The organism is Actinomyces israelii, assembly GCF_030253495.1.
GTDB lineage: Bacteria > Actinomycetota > Actinomycetes > Actinomycetales > Actinomycetaceae > Actinomyces > Actinomyces israelii.
Genome location: NZ_CP124548.1, coordinates 2,404,917 through 2,420,866, shown reverse-complemented (window position 1 = coordinate 2,420,866; position 15,950 = coordinate 2,404,917). Strand labels below are relative to the sequence as shown.

The window sequence follows — 15,950 nt, the reverse complement described above, 5'->3', positions numbered from 1 at the left end:
CGGACACGGGCAGGAGGAGCTATGGCGCACCCGGTGCACCCGGCGCACCACGCGGGCGGGATCAGCAGGCGCCGGGCCCTGGCCTGGACGGCCGGCGTCACCACCGCGGCTGCCGCCGTCATGGCGGCGTGCGCGCCCGACGAGGACGAGCCGGGCTCAGGCGTCGCGCGCCTCGACGTCGTCGATCCGGCCGGCTCCCTGCTCGACCTCGACGGCCTGCGCCGCATCCAGTCCAACGGGGCGGGGGAGGACGGCTGGGACGACCAGCTCCTGGACACCGGCACCCTGGAGGTCCTGGCCCACGCGCCCCTGTACGAGGACGACGAGGCCAGCGCTGCCGTCGACCTGCCGGGGGGCGGCCCCGCGACCCTGACGCTGTCGTGGCCCACGAGCCACGGCTACTCCGCCCTCATGGCGGACATCCCCGGCCCGGGCCGCTACTCCCTGGCCGAGCTCGCCGCCCGCGCCCTGTACGAGCGCCAGGGGACGCGCCTGGACGCCCTTGGTGCGGCGGCGCGCGCCGGGGTGCAGTCCCTGCGGGAGGGCGCCGCCGCCGCCCTGGAGGCCTGCTCGTCGGCCTCCGACCCTGCCGAGCGCGCCTCGCGCGGGGCTGAGGCCCTGGAGGCGGCGGCCGGCGCCCAGCTGGCCCTCGACGAGGCCGGCCGGGCGCTCGCGCCGGCCGACGCGCTCATCGGCGTCACCTTCACCCAGCCGCCCGACGCCTCCCAGGTCTCCCGGGCCGCCGGCATCGGCGAGGGGCGGCGGCGCACGGCGGCCAGGATCGTCGTCGACGACGCCTCTGACTCCGACGAGCTGGACGCCTGGCGGCGGACCGTCACCGCCCTGCACGACGCCGGGGCGCTCGCCCTGGTGCAGGTCTGCGACTCCCAGGTGATGGCGGACTTCAGCGACGAGGCCTGGGACCAGCGGGTGGGGGCTCTGGTGGCCGGCCTGCCCGGGGCCGACGCCTGGGAGGTCGGCAACGAGCTCGGCGGCTCCTGGCTGGGGGACGGCGCCGTCGACAGGACCCTGCGGGCGGCGCGGGCCGTGCGCGCCGACCCGGCCACGGCCGCCGCCACCACCGTGGTCACCCTCTACTACCAGCTCGGCCAGGAGTCGGGGGAGACCTCGGTCCTCACCTGGGCGGGCAGCGAGCTCACCCCTGAGCTGCTCGGGCTCACCGACGTGCTGGGCCTGTCCGTCTACCCCCAGCTGCACCCGCTGGGCACGGGCGCCGACCGGGTCCTGACCGCTCTGGCGGAGGCTTTCCCGGACCAGCGCCTGGCCCTGACCGAGCTCGGCTACGGCGGGGACGACCTCGATCCCGGCCCCTGGTGGTTCGGCTCCCGGCAGGACGCGGCCGCCGCCCGCACCGCCACCGCCCGCCACCTGACCAGCGCGGCGCTGGGCCGCGAGAGGTCCTGGGGCGCCCCCTTCTGGTGGTACTACCTCCGGGACGAGCAGCCCGGGGCGCCGGGAGGCCCCGTCGGCGAGGTGCTCGCCGAGGCCGCCACGGGCTCGTCGGACCACTAGGCGACCGGTCCGGGGCGTTGGGCGGGTCGGCGCCCGGAGCGCCCGGCTCCTCCCTCGGCCGCTCCCGGTCGTCTCCTTTGCCGAGATTTTGCCGAGATCGGTCTGAGGTGCTCGTCGGGAGCGGTCTCGCCCGGTTCCTCGGGACCTTGTGGGGGCCGGTTGCGGTAGGGAAAGGTGGCTCCTACGCACTTTTAACGCTGGGCCTTGCTCCGCCTGTGTCGTAGAACCGCGAAATTGCAACGATTCTTGTTGAGCGCATCGGTGTCGATCGCCTTAAAAGTGCGTGGGAACCACCTTTTCTCCGCTCTCGGGCGCAGGCGGGTGCCGGGTGGGTCCCCTGCTGTGGTGCCGGCTCCTGCGGTGGACGGTTGGTGCGGCCGGGTGCTGCCCGAGGGGTGCGGGCCGGAGCCGGACCAGCCGACCGTCCCGGCCATGACGGGGCTCGGACGACGGCGCGGCCGCGCCCGCCCAGGCCCGCGGTGCGCCGGGAAGGTGCGTTGACGTTGGGATGGCTCGGTTGACGCGCGGGACGCAGGCTGCGCTGCCCGTCTGCACCCTCCCGGAACCGGCCATCGCACGGGTCCGGCGGGGTCGGACAGGGTCTCAGCGCTGAGCCAGCACGAAGGGGTGGACCGAGGCGGCGCCCGCGCACAGCAGCAGGCGGGCCGCGACCGTGAGCGTCCAGCCCGAGCCGGTCCAGTCGTCGACCAGGATCACCCGCGCCCCGGTAAGCCGGGTCCGGGCGTCGTCGGACCACTCCTCCAGGGTCAAGGAGCGCGCCACCTCGGCGAGCCGGTAGGCGCCGCCGACGTCGTGGCGGCCCGGCTCGCCGCGCACCCCGACGACTCCCAGGGGCCTGGCGCCCAGGTGGCGGGCCAGCGCCCGGCCCAGCTGGCGCACGAGCCGGGGCCGGCGCCGCGAGTCGACGATGACGACGCCCAGTGGCGCGTCCTCCCCCTGCGGCGGCGCGGCGGCTGGGCCGGTCTCGTCCCCGGCGCCTGTCGGAGGGGCCCCGATGAGGGCCGCCAGGCGGTCGGCGACCTGGAGCACCGGGGCCCGCAGCGCGCGGGGGACCTCGGCGTCGGAGCCCGGCTCGATCAGCTCGCGCAGCGCCCCGGCCACCCCCAGGCCGTCCAGCCTCCCGACGGCCATGCCCGCCCCGGCGCGCTCGGGCTTCTTGATCCGGCCGCGCAGGCCGGGCAGCCCCAGCCGGTCCATGCCGGTGGGCCACTGCCTGCGCGGCGTCAGGGCGGCCCCCACCCGGGCCAGCGAGGCCCGGGCCGCCTCCACCTCCCGGGCCTGCGCGTCCTGGGCCAGGGCCAGCCCGCCGCACAGGTCGCAGGCCCCGCAGCGCCAGTGCGCGGGCATGACCGGGTCGTCCAGGGCGGCGCGCAGGAAGGCCATGCGGCACTCGGGCGCCTCCAGCGCCTCATAGCGCAGCATCGCCTCCCGCTCGCGGACGCGGGCGGCCTCCACGCGCGCGTACCGCTCGGCGTCGTAGGTCCAGGGACGTCCGGTGGACTGCCAGCCGCCGCGCACGCGCCGCGCCGCGCCGTCGACGTCCAGGACCTTGAGCATGGACTCCAGGCGGGTGCGGCGCAGGCTCGTGGCGGTCTCCAGCACGTTCGTGCTCAGCGGCCCCTCGCCCGCTCCGGCCGCCTCGTCCAGGGCGGCCAGGACCTCGCGGACGGCGGGCTCGGGCGGGAACCCCTGGGAGCCGAACCAGTCCCAGATGGAGCGGTCCTCGGCGCCCGGCAGGAGCACCACCTCGGCGCGATCGACCCCCCGGCCGGCGCGCCCGACCTGCTGGTAGTAGGACACCGGCGAGCTCGGCGCCCCCATGTGGATGACGAAGGCCAGGTCGGGCTTGTCGAAGCCCATGCCCAGGGCGGAGGTGGCCACGAGCGCCTTGACCCGGTTCGCCTTGAGATCCTCCTCGAGCCGCTCGCGCTCGGCCGCGTCGGTCTGGCCGGTGTAGGTGGCGGCCTCCAGGCCCGCCTCGCGCAGACGCTCGGCGACCTCGCCGGCCGCCGAGACCGTCAGGCAGTAGACGATCCCCGAGCCGGGGGCGCCGCGCAGGTAGGCGGTCAGCCAGGCCAGGCGCGAGGCCGCGTCGGGCAGGTGGCGCACGCCCAGGTGGAGGGAGGCCCGCTCCAGGGTCCCCCTCAGGACGAGGACCTGCTCGGCCCGCGACCCCGGCTCCCCGCCGGCGAGCTGCTCGGCGACGTCGGCGGTGACGCGGGCGTTGGCGGTCGCCGTGGTGGCCAGGACCGGCGTGCGCGCCGGCAGGTCCGCCAGCAGGGTGCGGATGCGCCGGTAGTCGGGGCGGAAGTCGTGGCCCCAGTCCGAGATGCAGTGCGCCTCGTCGATGACGACCAGGCCGGCGTCGGCGGCCAGGTGGGGGAGGACCTCGTCGCGGAAGACCGGGTTGTTGAGGCGCTCGGGGGACACCAGCAGGACGTCGACGGCGCCGGAGCGCACCCGGGCCTCGATGTCCGGCCACTGCGCGACGTTGGCGGAGTTCATGGTGACGGCGCTGATGCCGGCGCGGCGGGCGGCCGCGACCTGGTCACGCATGAGGGCCAGCAGCGGGGAGATGATGACCGTCGCGCCGGACGCCGCGCCCTCGCCGCCCGCCGGGGCGGGCGAGCCGGGCCCGGGGGAGGTGGGCCGCGGGGCGCCCCAGCCGGTGCGCAGCAGGACCGTGGCCACGAAGTAGACGGCCGACTTGCCCCAGCCGGTGCGCTGGACCACCAGGGCCCGACGGCGGTCGACCACCAGGGCGCGGATGGCGCGCCACTGGTCCTCCCGCAGGCGGGCGTCCTCGCGCCCGACGAGCTCGCGCAGGACCGCCTCGGCGCGCTCGCGGACGGCGGATTCGGCGGCGCCGGGGGAGCGGGCGGCCGGGTCGTCGGTGTCGGGGGAGCGGGCGGCCGGGTCGTCGGTGTCGGGGGAGCGGGCGGCCGGGTCGTCGGTGTCGGGGGAGCGGGCGGCCGGGTCGTCGGTGTCGGGGGAGCGGGCGGCCGGGTCGTCGGTGTCGGGAGCGGAGGACTGGCTCATGCGGCCACGCTAGATGAGTGACTCCGGGGCTGGGCGGTGCGGCGCGGTGGGGAGCCGCCTTTTTCCGGTCGGTGTCGGCCTCCCGGGGCCTCGGAGAGACCCGAGGGCTGGTGGAGGCCCGGCGGCGGGCCCCGCCGGGCTCCCTTGAACCGATCTCGACGAGAAAGGGGCCGCAGGTCCCGGAGCCGCCCGTCTAGAGGGAGCGCAGCACCGTCACGACCTTGCCCATGATCGCAGCCTGGTCTCCCGGGATCGGCGTGTAGTCGGGGTTGCGGGGCAGCAGCCACTGGTGGCCGTCCTTGCGGGAGAGGACCTTGACCGTGGCGGTGGCGCCGTCGACGTCGTCGAGCATGGCTGCGACGATGTCCCCGTTCGAGGCGTCCGCCTGGGCTCGCACCACGACCCAGTCGCCGTCGCATATGGCGGCCTCGATCATGGAGTCGCCGTGGACCTCGAGCATGAAGAGCTCGCCGTCGCCGGTCAGGCGCCGGGGCAGCGCCACGACGTCCTCGATGCTCTGCTCGGCGAGGATGGGGCGGCCCGCCGCGATCCGGCCGACGAGGGGCACGGCGACGGCCTCGTCCTCGGCCACGCCCGGAAGAGGCGGCGGCGGGGGCGGCTCGCCGGGTTCTGCGCGCTGTGCGGGGGCGGGGGTCCTCGGCTCGTCGTCGCGATGGTCGGGCATGATGATCTCGAGGGCGCGCGGTCGGTTCGGGTCGCGCCGCACCAGGCCGAGGCGCTCGAGCTTGTCGAGCTGGTGCTTGACCGACGACGGGCTGGTCAGACCGACCGTGGCGCCGATCTCCCGCATGGAGGGCGGGTAGCCGTGCGCGCTGACGGCCTCCCGGACGGCCTCGTAGACGGCGCGGGCGCGTGTGTCGAGGGCTGCGAGGGCCGCGTCCACGGGGGCCGGAGCGGCCGTGGCTGTGGGGCTGGGGGCTTTCATGGCCGGGCGGTCCTTCCTCGGCCCCGTCCCGGGCGCTGTCCGCGGCGGCCGGGACGGGGCCGGTGCGGACAGCGCGGTCGGTGAGGGGGTCGAATTCGTGTCGGTGGCCTGTGGTGGTCTTGACGCATCCAGTTTACGGTGGAATCACCGTAAGTTCAAACATGTGTTCGAAATGTCCTGGACACGGCTCCCGTTTCCCGCTATCGTATCGAACAGATGTTCGTCGAACGTGTGTTCCAGGAGGTCCTTGTGAGTGCCCGTACGCTTCTCCCTTCCCTCGGCCCGAGTGGCGTCTCGGCCCTCCCCACGCGGCGGGCGATGCGCGGGAAGGCGGCTGCCGGCTCCCGTCCTCACCTTCGCCTGGTGGTTGGCGGCGGTGCCGATGGCCCTGCGTCCGACGGCTCCCGGGCGGAGGCGGCCATCGAGCCCCCCGCGGAGCTGACCCGTCGCCCCGCCGTCCCGCGGGCCGGGCGCACCCGGCGCGAGCGGGCCGGACGGCCGGCGGGCGCCGCAGGAGCGCGCCCGGCGGACCTGGCGCCGAGGCACCCGGCCGTGCGCGCCTCTCGCCGACGCGAGCTCGAGGCGCGGCGGCGGGAGGTCGAGCGTGCCGAGGCCCCGCCCCGGCGCGCCGGCGGGCCGGCGGGCTCGCTGCCGGTCGGGCTGCGCCGCCTGGCAGTGGCGAGCGCCGTGGCGCTCGTGCTCGCTCTTCTCGTCTCCCTGGGGATCGTGGTCTCCGGACTCGCGGACGCCGGGCTCGCGGGCGCCCCCGGCCGGACGACGACGGCGACCGTGCGGGCCGGGCAGTCCCTGTGGGATATCGCGGCGGCCACGGGCACGGGCGACATCGGGGGGACCGTGGCCCGGATCGTCGATCTCAATGCCCTGGAGTCCTCCGTGCTCGAGCCCGGTCAGGTTCTCGTGGTCCCAGCCGGGTGAGCTCGACGCCGATGCCGGTTGCGGCGGCCCGGCCTGTGCGTTTAGTCTCGTTTGCACGCCAGTGGTGACCAGCCGGAGGAGGTCGGCGTGCACTGTCCCTTCTGCCGACACGACGGCTCGCGCGTGGTGGACTCCCGCACCGCTGAGGACGGGATGTCGATCCGCCGTCGGCGCGAGTGCACCCGGTGCGGGCGCCGCTTCACCACGGTGGAGACCGCCAGCCTGTCGGTGCGCAAGCGCTCGGGCGCCGTCGAGCCCTTCTCGCGCGCCAAGGTGATCGGGGGGGTGCGCCGCGCCTGCCAGGGGCGGCCCGTGTCCGACGACGACCTGGCGCTGCTGGCCTACAAGGTCGAGGAGACGATCCGGGGCACCGGCCAGGCGATCGTGGACTCCCACGAGGTCGGCCTGGCGATCCTGGGGCCGCTCCGCGAGCTCGACGAGGTCGCCTACCTGCGCTTCGCCTCGGTGTACTCCTCCTTCGACTCCGTGGAGGACTTCGAGGCCGCCATCGCTCAGCTGCGCGCCTCCCGCCACGACGACTGAACCCCGGCTGGCGCCGGGTCCGTGCCGGGCTCTTCGGCGCCGGACGGCCCCTGTCGGTCCGGAGGTCCCGCGTCGGCGTGGGCAAGCAGATGATAACGATGCCGGTGGTGCGTCCGGAGTCCCAGCCGGAGGTAGCGGGCGATGGCGCCGTCGCTGTCGTCGTCGCCGTCCTCGACCTCCAGCGCCACCCGCCGCGCCAGGGCCGCGTCCGGGCGCAGGGGGGACGGCAGGGCGAGCTCGAGCCGCACGACGGGGCTCGTGGCGGCGCCGGCTGGCAGGCCGGGGTCGGCCGGCTCCCGCCGGGCCATTCCTGCTTCCCGGATCGACGGCATCGTCCCGCCCCTACCGCGCGTCGATCGCGTCGATCAGCCCGGCCACCAGGGAGGGCCAGGTCCACCTCTCCTCCATGAGCGCCCGCCCCGCCGCCCCCATCCGGGCCCGCAGCGCCGGGTCCGCCAGCTGGGCGACCAGGGCGGCGACCAGGGCGTCCCGGTCGCGGCCGTCGACGACGTCGCCGGTCGCCCCCTCGACCACCGTCTCGGGCGCGCCGCCGCTGGTGCCGGCGATAACGGGCAGCCCCGTCGCGGAGGCCTCGAGGAAGACGATACCCAGCCCCTCGACGTCGAGACCGCCGCCGCGCGTGCGGCACGGCATGGCGAAGACGTCGCCCATCGCGACGTGACCGGGCAGCTCGGCGGCGGGCACCTCGCCGGTCAGGACGATCGACTCGCGCACCGGCGAGGCGCGGCGCAGCTCGGCCAGCCGCCTGGCGTAGGAGCCCCAGCCGACAATGACCAGCCGGGCCCCGGGGATCCGCTCGACCACGCGGGGCCAGGCCTCGATGAGCGAGTCCTGGCCCTTGCGGGCCACGAGCCGCGAGACGCACACGACGGTCGGGGCCCCGCCCAGGCCGTAGCGGGCGCGCAGGGCGGCGCGGGCGGCGGCGTCGGGGCGGAAGCGCTCGACGTCGATGCCGCTGGGGAGCCGGAGCACCCGCTGACCGGCCGGCATGTGGGGGCGGAGCCCGCTCAGCGTGTAGTCCGAGATGCAGGTGACGACGTCGGCGCCGCGGAAGATCCTGCGCAGCGCCTGCCGGCCCCCCGGGAGCATGCCCCACCCGACCTCGTGGCCGTGGGTGGTCGCGATAATGCGCGTGGCTCCGGCCCTCCTGGCCGCCGGGCCGAGCAGGCCCAGCGGCGCGGCGGCACCGAACCAGACGGTCTCGATGCCGCGGGCGCGGATCAGGTGCTGCATCCGTGCGCGCGCCCCCGGCGTGGGCAGCAGCACGCGGGCGGGGGCCCGCACGACCTCGAAGTCGCGGGCGGAGTCGAACCCGTCCGCCGCCTGCGGGCCCTCGGGCGGCGTCGAGGCCAGGACCACGAGGTCCCGGGCGGGCAGGCGCCGGGTGTAGTCGTCGAGGTAGGACTGAATACCTCCCACGACGGGGGGGAAGTCGTTGGTGACGAGCAGGGTGCGGCGCATGCCGGGAGTCTATTGCGCGTTCCCGCGCCCGGGCGCACGGCGCCGGCGGGTCAGCCCTCGTCGTTGTTGCGCAGCACCTCGGACAGGCGGCGCGCGGCGGCCATGACGACCCCGCCGTGGACGCGGCCGGGCTGACGGCCCATCCGCTCGATCGGCCCGGAGATCGACACGGCGGCGATCACCTTTCCGCTGGAGCCGCGCACGGGGGCCGACACGCTGGCGACGCCGGGCTCCCGCTCGCCCACGGACTGGGCCCAGCCCCGCCGCCGGACGGCCGAGAGCATGGTGGCGTTGAAGCGGGCGCCCATCAGGCCCCGGTGCAGGCGGTCGGGCTCCTCCCAGGCCAGGAGCACCTGGGCGGCCGATCCCCCCTGCATGGACATGGTGGCGCCCACGGGGATGGAGTCGCGCAGGCCGATGGGGCGCTCGGCGTTGGCCACGCAGATGCGCACGTCGCCCTGGCGGCGGTAGAGCTGGGAGGACTCGTGGGTCTTGTCGCGCAGCGCCGCCAGCACGGGGCCCGCCGCCGCCAGGAGATGGTCCTCCCCGGCGGCCGAGGCGAGCTCGCTCAGACGCGGACCGAGGATGAAGCGGCCCTGGGAGTCGCGGGAGACGAGGCGGTGGTACTCCAGCGCCACGGCGATGCGGTGGGCGGTGGGCCGCGCCAGGTGGGTGGAGGTGACGAGCTGCGCCAGGGTGGCGGGCCCCGCCTCCAGCGCACTCATGACGAGAGCGGCCTTGTCTATGACTCCAACGCCGCTGCTGCTCTCACTGTCGCTTAACGCGTCCATAATCTGATATTGCCATTCCGAGGGATGAGACTTCAAGTATGCTGCCGCATAGAAGTGGCGCCGTGTCAGAATCCTCACGCCGACGGCGCCCGGCGCCGCCGCGGGCGGCGCCCCTGACAGCCCCGAGGGAACCTCTTCTTCACGGAAAGGATGTGCAGCGATGGGAATGACCCTCGCCCAGAAGGTCTGGCGCGACCACGTCGTCTCGCAGGGCGTGGACGGAGCCCCCGACCTGCTCTACATCGACCTCCACCTCATTCACGAGGTCACCAGCCCCCAGGCATTCGAGGGGCTGCGCCTGGCCGGGCGGCAGGTGCGCCGCCCCGACCTGACCCTGGCCACCGAGGACCACAACACCCCCACGCTCGACATCGACCTGCCGATCGCCGACGCCACCTCCCGCACCCAGATCGAGACGCTGCGCGCCAACTGCGCCGAGTTCGGCGTGCGCCTGCACCCCCTGGGCGACGCCGACCAGGGCATCGTCCACGCCGTCGGCCCCCAGCTGGGCCTGACCCAGCCGGGCATGACGGTGGTGTGCGGGGACTCCCACACATCCACCCACGGCGCCTTCGGGGCGCTGGCCTTCGGGATCGGCACCAGCCAGGTCGAGCACGTCCTGGCAACCCAGACCCTGCCCATCGCCCCATTCAAGACCATGAGCGTGACCGTCGACGGCGACCTGCCGGCCGGCAGCGGCGCCAAGGACATCATTCTGGCCATAATCGCCAGGATCGGCACCAACGGCGCCCAGGGCCACGTCATCGAGTACCGCGGCCGCGCCATCGAGCAGCTCTCGATGGAGGCCCGCATGACGGTCTGCAACATGAGCATCGAGGCCGGCGCCCGGGCCGGCATGATCGCACCCGACCAGACCACCTTCGACTATCTCGCCGGCCGTCCCCACGCCCCCGTCGGCGAGGACTGGGACGCTGCCGTGGAGTACTGGGGAGGCCTGCGCACCGACGACGACGCCGTCTTCGACACCGAGGTCGTCCTGGCGGCCGCCGACATCGAGCCCTTCGTCACGTGGGGCACCAACCCCGGCCAGGGCCTGCCCATCTCGGCGACCGTCCCCGACCCCGAGTCCATCGCGGACGAGACCCGGCGCCGCGCCGCCCGGCGCGCCCTGGAGTACATGAGCCTGACTCCGGGCATGCCGCTGCGCGACATCAGGGTCGATACCGTCTTCCTCGGCAGCTGCACCAACGGGCGCATCGAGGACCTGCGCGCCGCCGCCGAGGTCGTGCGCGGGCGGACCAAAGCGCCGGGCGTGCGCATGCTCGTCGTCCCCGCCTCCGCCCGCATCCGCATCCAGGCGGAGGCCGAGGGCCTGGACCGGGTCTTCAAGGACTTCAGCGCCGAGTGGCGCAACGCCGGCTGCTCCATGTGCCTGGGCATGAACCCCGACCAGCTCGCCCCCGGCGAGCGCTCGGCCTCCACATCGAACCGCAACTTCGAGGGCCGTCAGGGCAAGGGCGGACGCACCCACCTGGTCTCGCCCGTCGTCGCGGCCGCCACCGCCGTGCGCGGCACGCTGTCGACCCCCGCTGACCTTCCGCCCCGCTCCACCCCGGTGGGGCTGCCCGCGTCCACCGCGGCCTGAGCCGGACCAGCCGGACTTAAGGAGACCCACGATGGAGAAGTTCATCCGGCACACCGGCATCGGCGCCCCCCTGCGCCGCAGCGCCGTGGACACCGACCAGATCATCCCCGCCGTCTACCTCAAGCGCATCACCCGCACCGGCTTCGAGGACGCGCTCTTCGCGGCGTGGAGGGCGAACGAGGCCGACTTCATCCTCAACCAGGAGGCCTACAGGCGCGCCAGCATCCTGGTGGCCGGCTCCGACTTCGGCACCGGGTCCTCGCGCGAGCACGCCGTGTGGGCGCTGAAGGACTACGGCTTCAAGGTGGTGCTGGCCCCGCGCTTCGCGGACATCTTCCGGGGCAACGCGGGTAAGCAGGGCCTGGTCGCCGGCGTCATCAGCCAGGACGACGCCGAGCAGCTGTGGAAGATCCTGGAGACCGAGCCCGGCACCGAGATCACGGTGGACCTTCGTGAGCGCACCGTCGTCGCCGGCGGCTTCCGCACCACCTTCCAGATCGACGACTACGTGCGCTGGACCCTCATGGAGGGCCTGGACGACATCTCGCTGACCCTCCAGCACGAGGACGAGATCGTCGCCTACGAGCGGGCGCGCCCGGCCTTCAAGCCGGCCACGCTGCCGGCCCGCCACCTGCCCGAGGAGGAGGTCGTGCCCGCGCGCGCCGCCGACATGCCCGCCGTCGTCGGGCTGCCGGGCGCGCGCGCCGAGGGCTGAGGCGCATGCCACGGGCTGTTCGCCGATGGCGCGCTCATAGGCGTCCGCGGCGCCTCCCGTCTCGCCTATGCTGAAACGGCTCTGCGCTCACCGGGCGCGCTCGTAGGAATACGCGGTGCCCGCGACCACTTCATCATTTCGGAGGTACTTGATGGTCGACGGATTGCTCCAGGTCCGGGGCGGACGCCCGCTCAACGGCGAGATCACGGTGCGCGGGGCGAAGAACCTCGTGCCCAAGGCGATGGTCGCCGCCCTGCTGGGCGCGACGCCGTCCGTCCTGCGCAACGTCCCGCTCATCCGCGACGTCGACGTCGTCTCGGGGCTGCTGTCCCTTCACGGCGTGTCCATCGACTACGACCAGACCGAGGGCGTCCTGCGGCTGGACTCCTCACGCGTCGGGACCGCCCACATGGCCGACATCGACGCCCACGCCGGCAGCTCGCGCATCCCCATCCTGTTCTGCGGCCCGCTCCTGCACCGGCTGGGGGAGGCCTTCATCCCCGACCTGGGCGGCTGCCGCATCGGGGACCGGCCGATCGACTTCCACCTGGAGATCCTGCGCCAGTACGGGGCGGTCGTCGACAAGCTCGAGGGCGGCATCCGCATCACCGCCCCCGACGGCCTGCGTGGCACCGTCATCGACCTGCCCTACCCCTCCGTCGGCGCGACCGAGCAGACGCTGCTGACCGCGGTGCGCGCCGAGGGGCTGACCGAGCTGCGCGGCGCCGCCGTCGAGCCCGAGATCCTCGACCTGGTCGACGTCCTGCAGAAGATGGGCGCCATCATCTCGGTCGACACCGACCGCACCATCCACGTCGAGGGCACGGGCGAGCTCTCCGGGTACAACCACGCCGCCCTGCCGGACCGCATCGAGGCGGCCTCCTGGGCGTCGGCCGCCCTGGCCACCCGCGGGGACATCTTCGTGCGCGGCGCCCGCCAGAGCGACATGACGACCTTCCTCAACACCTTCCGCAAGGTCGGCGGCGCCTTCGACGTGCGCGACGACGGCATCCGCTTCTACCACTCCGGCGGGGACCTGAGAAGCATCGTGGTGGAGACCAACGTCCACCCCGGCTTCATGACCGACTGGCAGCAGCCCCTGGTGGTGGCCCTCACCCAGGCGCAGGGCCTGTCCATCGTCCACGAGACCGTCTACGAGAACCGCTTCGGCTTCACCGGCGCCCTGCGCAAGATGGGCGCCACCATCCAGGTCTACCGCGAGTGCCTGGGCGGTACCGCGTGCCGCTTCGGCCAGCGCAACTTCAACCACTCGGCCGTCGTCTCGGGCCCCTCCCCGCTGCACGGCGCCGACATCGTCGTGCCCGACCTGCGCGGCGGCTTCTCCCACCTCATCGCCGCCCTGGCGGCCGAGGGCACCAGCCGGGTCGAGGGCATCAATCTCATCGATCGCGGCTACGAGCACTTCATGAGCAAGCTCTCCGCCCTCGACGCCGACGTCACCCGCCTGGCCTGAGGCGCCACAGGTCTGAGACGCGTCTGGCTCCATGCGCCCGTCCGCAGTCGTGCGCCGAGGCGCGGGCACCGGCTAGAGTCGCATCGTGCCCACGACCCGACGCATGACCCCCTTCTACCGGTTCGCCTCCCGGGGGGCGATCATCCCGTTCCTCAGGCTGGTCTCCCGCCAGCACGTCAGCGGTACGGAGAACATCCCCCGCGAGGGGGGCTTCGTCGCGGTGTGCAACCACCTGTCTGACCTGGACTCCCTGACGGCCATGCGGTGCCTGGTCGATGAGGACGTGCCCGTGTACTCGCTGGCCAAGTCCACGATCTTCGAGGCGCCGATCATCGGGCACGTCTTCAAGGCCGGCGGCCAGATCCCCGTCTACCGGGGCACGAAGGAGGCCGGCAGCTCCCTCATCGAGGCGGAGAGGCGGCTGCTCGCCGGGGACGTCATTATGATCTTCCCCGAGGGCACGCTCTCGCGCGACCCGCTCCTGTGGCCCATGACCGGCAAGACCGGGGCGGCGCGCCTGGCCATGCGCACCGGCGCGCCCGTGCTGCCCATGGGGCAGTGGGGGGCGCAGGACATCCTGGACTCCTTCGGCGGCGGCTTCCACCCCTTCCCGCGCAAGGACGTGCGGGTCCTCATCGGCGAGACCTTCACCCTGGAGTCCTTCGGCTCGGACACCGAGGACCGCGCGGCGGTGCGCGCCGCGACGGCGAAGATCATGCGCCGCATCACCGTCCTGGTCGAGGAGCTGCGCGGGGAGAAGGCCCCGCGCCCCTACGACGTGCACTACGACGGCGATCCCGGCAGGAAGCGCCACGGGGTGCGCAGGCCCGACCCGGCGCCCGGCGCGCAGGCCGAGTCCGGCGACGACGGCGGGACCGGGCCGGGCGGGGCCGGCTCCGAGGCTCCCGGCGGCACCGGCGCCCAGACCGGCACGGAGGCGCAGCCGTGAGCGACGCAGCCGTGCGCAGGGCGGCCGTCGTCGGCGCGGGCGCCTGGGGCACCACCTTCGCCTGCCTGCTCGCCGAGGCGGGCACTCCCACGACGGTGTGGGCGCGCCGCGAGGAGGTCGCCGCCGAGATCAACGCGGGCACCAATGAGCGCTACGTCCCGGGCCGGCGCCTGCCCGAGGGGGTGTCGGCCACGAGCGACCTGGTCCGGGCCGTCCGGGGGGCGGGGCTCGTCGTCGCCGCCGTGCCCTCCCAGAGCGCCCGCGACGTGCTGTCCCCGCTGCACGGCGGGCTGGAGGACGGCGCCGTGACGGTCTCGCTGATGAAGGGGGTCGAGGTCGGCACGGGGCTGCGCATGAGCCAGGTGCTCGCCGAGGCCCTCGACCTGCCCGCCGAGCGGGTCGCGGTCATCTCGGGGCCCAACCTCGCCGACGAGATCGCGGCGCGCCAGCCCACCGCCACCGTGGTCGCCGCCGCCGACGAGCACGTCGCCTCACGCGTGGCCGCGCTGTGCGCCACCAGCACCTTCAGGCCGTACACGAACACCGACGTGCTCGGCGTCGAGCTGTGCGGCGCGGTCAAGAACGTCATCGCCCTGGCCGTCGGGGCCGCGGCCGGGTGCGGCTTCGGCGACAACTCCAAGGCGACCATCATCACCCGCGGCCTGGTGGAGATCACCCGCCTGGGCCTGGCCCTGGGGGCCAGGCCGGAGACCTTCTCGGGGCTGGCGGGCATGGGGGACCTGGTGGCGACCTGCTCCAGCCCCCTGTCGCGCAACCAGACCTTCGGCCGGCGCCTGGGCGAGGGCATGAGCGTGGCCCAGGCGGGACGGGCCTCGCGCGGCGTGGCCGAGGGCGCGAAGTCGGCCCGCGCCGTCCTCGACCTGGCGGCCTCCCACGGCGTCGAGATGCCGATCACCGCGGGCGTGGTCGCCGTCGTCGAGGGCAGGGCCACCGTCACCGAGGTCAATGACGCGCTGCTGGCGCGGCCCCGCAAGGCCGAGGGCGTCTACGCCGCCCCCGCTGCCGACGCGGGCGGGCCGGGCCACGCGGGTTAGCCCCGTGAGGACCGCCGTGTCCCGCTGCGCGCGGTGAGCGCCCGCGGCCGGGAGGACCGATCAGCCGTCGTCGTCATGGCTGTCGTCCCCCTGGTCGTCGTGGCCCTGGTCGTCATCGGCCACGTCGATGACCAGACGCGTGGGGTTGGACAGGGTGAAGACCCGGTAGGTCTGGGAGTCGGTGCCCAGGGCGACCTGGAACTCGCCCTCGAAGCCCGGGTCGACGAAGGCCTCCTCAATGCCCTCGTCGTTGTCCCCCTTGTCCAGGTCGAGGCGCTGCTGGCTAGTGGTCCGCTGCCCCGAGGGCGGCACCGCGGCCAGGCCGGTGCCGTGGACGACGAGCGTGTGGTCCCCCTCGAGGGTGACCGGGTCGCCCTTGCCCATGGTGCTGACGTCGGTGTCCCACTGCGGGGCCTTCCAGCCCGGCGTCCCCTCACCGTCGAGCTCCAGGACGATGCGGCTGTAGTCGTCGTGGGACCCCACGCGCACCTCGGCGACGGTGAGCGTGCTGCCCTCGGACGCCTCCTGTCCGTCGCTGCCGGTGCCCCAGGCCGGGGCGCCGGAGGCGTCCTGCTCCTCCTCGCTCAGGGGCCCGGGGCCGGCGGTCTGGGAGGGGGAGGGCCGGCCGGCGTCGGTGCTGTCCGCAGCGGGAGCGGCGGACGCTGAGGCGTCGCCCGCGGGGGCACCCCCCTCATCCGTCGGGTCCGAGGTCGGAGCCCCCCTGCTGCAGGCGCTCAGCGTCAGGGCCCCGCCGAGGAGCACGGTGGCGAGCAGTGCGGGTGAGCGGTGTTTCATGGTGTCTCCTGATGTCGGGCGGTGCGAAGGTCCGGGTGCCGAGATCCGAGTGCGTTTCCAGGATA

14 protein-coding genes are annotated in these 15,950 nt (G+C 74.5%); 8 read left to right on the top strand and 6 right to left on the bottom strand.

The genetic code is table 11. From position 1 onward, the window contains the following. Positions 1-21 precede the first annotated feature (21 nt). Entirely contained in the window at positions 22-1,533 is a 1,512-nt protein-coding gene (locus AIF0345_RS10055) for a Tat pathway signal sequence (protein WP_285296080.1), read from the top strand. Positions 1,534-2,136: 603 nt separating this feature from the next. Here AIF0345_RS10055 and AIF0345_RS10050 read toward each other — a convergent pair. Together AIF0345_RS10050 and lexA are read right to left on the bottom strand one after the other, a co-directional pair. Beyond that, positions 2,137-4,593, bottom strand: a complete 2,457-nt coding sequence (locus AIF0345_RS10050) for a RecQ family ATP-dependent DNA helicase (protein ID WP_285296079.1) — start codon at positions 4,591-4,593, stop codon at positions 2,137-2,139. 193 nt (positions 4,594-4,786) lie between these two features. Next, the gene (lexA, locus tag AIF0345_RS10045) at positions 4,787-5,539 is read right to left on the bottom strand and encodes a transcriptional repressor LexA (protein WP_043558417.1); all 753 of its coding nucleotides are present in this window, start codon (positions 5,537-5,539) and stop codon (positions 4,787-4,789) included. Positions 5,540-5,902: 363 nt separating this feature from the next. Between lexA and AIF0345_RS10040 the strand changes: the two genes are divergently transcribed. Continuing rightward, positions 5,903-6,475, top strand: coding sequence for a LysM peptidoglycan-binding domain-containing protein (locus AIF0345_RS10040; RefSeq protein ID WP_285296078.1), 573 nt, complete (start codon positions 5,903-5,905; stop codon positions 6,473-6,475). 87 nt (positions 6,476-6,562) lie between these two features. Continuing rightward, positions 6,563-7,018, top strand: a complete 456-nt coding sequence (nrdR, locus tag AIF0345_RS10035; RefSeq protein ID WP_043558414.1) for a transcriptional regulator NrdR — start codon at positions 6,563-6,565, stop codon at positions 7,016-7,018. On the opposite strand, the gene AIF0345_RS10030 is transcribed toward nrdR, so the two are convergent. Genes AIF0345_RS10030 through AIF0345_RS10020 form a run of 3 tightly spaced genes read right to left on the bottom strand, consistent with a single transcriptional unit; the run spans position 6,988 to position 9,291 of the window. Next, entirely contained in the window at positions 6,988-7,326 is a 339-nt protein-coding gene (locus AIF0345_RS10030; RefSeq protein ID WP_268918511.1) for a hypothetical protein, read from the bottom strand. The two genes, nrdR and AIF0345_RS10030, sit on opposite strands and share 31 nt — an antisense overlap. A gap of 34 nt (positions 7,327-7,360) precedes the next feature. Further along, the gene (locus AIF0345_RS10025; RefSeq protein WP_285296077.1) at positions 7,361-8,500 is read right to left on the bottom strand and encodes a glycosyltransferase family 4 protein; all 1,140 of its coding nucleotides are present in this window, start codon (positions 8,498-8,500) and stop codon (positions 7,361-7,363) included. 50 nt (positions 8,501-8,550) lie between these two features. Continuing rightward, positions 8,551-9,291: an IclR family transcriptional regulator gene (locus tag AIF0345_RS10020; protein WP_043558406.1), complete on the bottom strand. Its 741-nt coding sequence runs from the start codon at positions 9,289-9,291 to the stop codon at positions 8,551-8,553. Between the two features lie 160 nt (positions 9,292-9,451). Between AIF0345_RS10020 and leuC the strand changes: the two genes are divergently transcribed. The 5 genes from leuC to AIF0345_RS09995 all read left to right on the top strand — a co-directional run bounded on the left by leuC (position 9,452) and on the right by AIF0345_RS09995 (position 15,090). Beyond that, complete coding sequence (gene leuC / locus AIF0345_RS10015; protein ID WP_285296076.1) at positions 9,452-10,897, top strand: 3-isopropylmalate dehydratase large subunit; 1,446 nt, start codon at positions 9,452-9,454, stop codon at positions 10,895-10,897. A 31-nt stretch (positions 10,898-10,928) separates the two neighbouring features. Continuing rightward, the gene (gene leuD, locus AIF0345_RS10010; RefSeq protein ID WP_268918509.1) at positions 10,929-11,612 is read left to right on the top strand and encodes a 3-isopropylmalate dehydratase small subunit; all 684 of its coding nucleotides are present in this window, start codon (positions 10,929-10,931) and stop codon (positions 11,610-11,612) included. 151 nt (positions 11,613-11,763) lie between these two features. Continuing rightward, complete coding sequence (murA, locus tag AIF0345_RS10005) at positions 11,764-13,086, top strand: UDP-N-acetylglucosamine 1-carboxyvinyltransferase (protein WP_285296075.1); 1,323 nt, start codon at positions 11,764-11,766, stop codon at positions 13,084-13,086. Positions 13,087-13,189: 103 nt separating this feature from the next. After that, positions 13,190-14,035: a lysophospholipid acyltransferase family protein gene (locus tag AIF0345_RS10000; RefSeq protein ID WP_285297926.1), complete on the top strand. Its 846-nt coding sequence runs from the start codon at positions 13,190-13,192 to the stop codon at positions 14,033-14,035. Next, a complete protein-coding gene (locus AIF0345_RS09995; RefSeq protein ID WP_268918508.1) occupies positions 14,032-15,090 on the top strand; it encodes an NAD(P)H-dependent glycerol-3-phosphate dehydrogenase in 1,059 nt (352 codons plus the stop codon). The genes AIF0345_RS10000 and AIF0345_RS09995 overlap by 4 nt, the downstream gene beginning before the upstream one ends. A gap of 60 nt (positions 15,091-15,150) precedes the next feature. Here the strand turns inward: AIF0345_RS09995 and AIF0345_RS09990 are convergent, their stop codons facing one another. Continuing rightward, positions 15,151-15,885, bottom strand: coding sequence for an AMIN-like domain-containing (lipo)protein (locus tag AIF0345_RS09990; RefSeq protein WP_285296074.1), 735 nt, complete (start codon positions 15,883-15,885; stop codon positions 15,151-15,153). Positions 15,886-15,950: the final 65 nt, after the last annotated feature.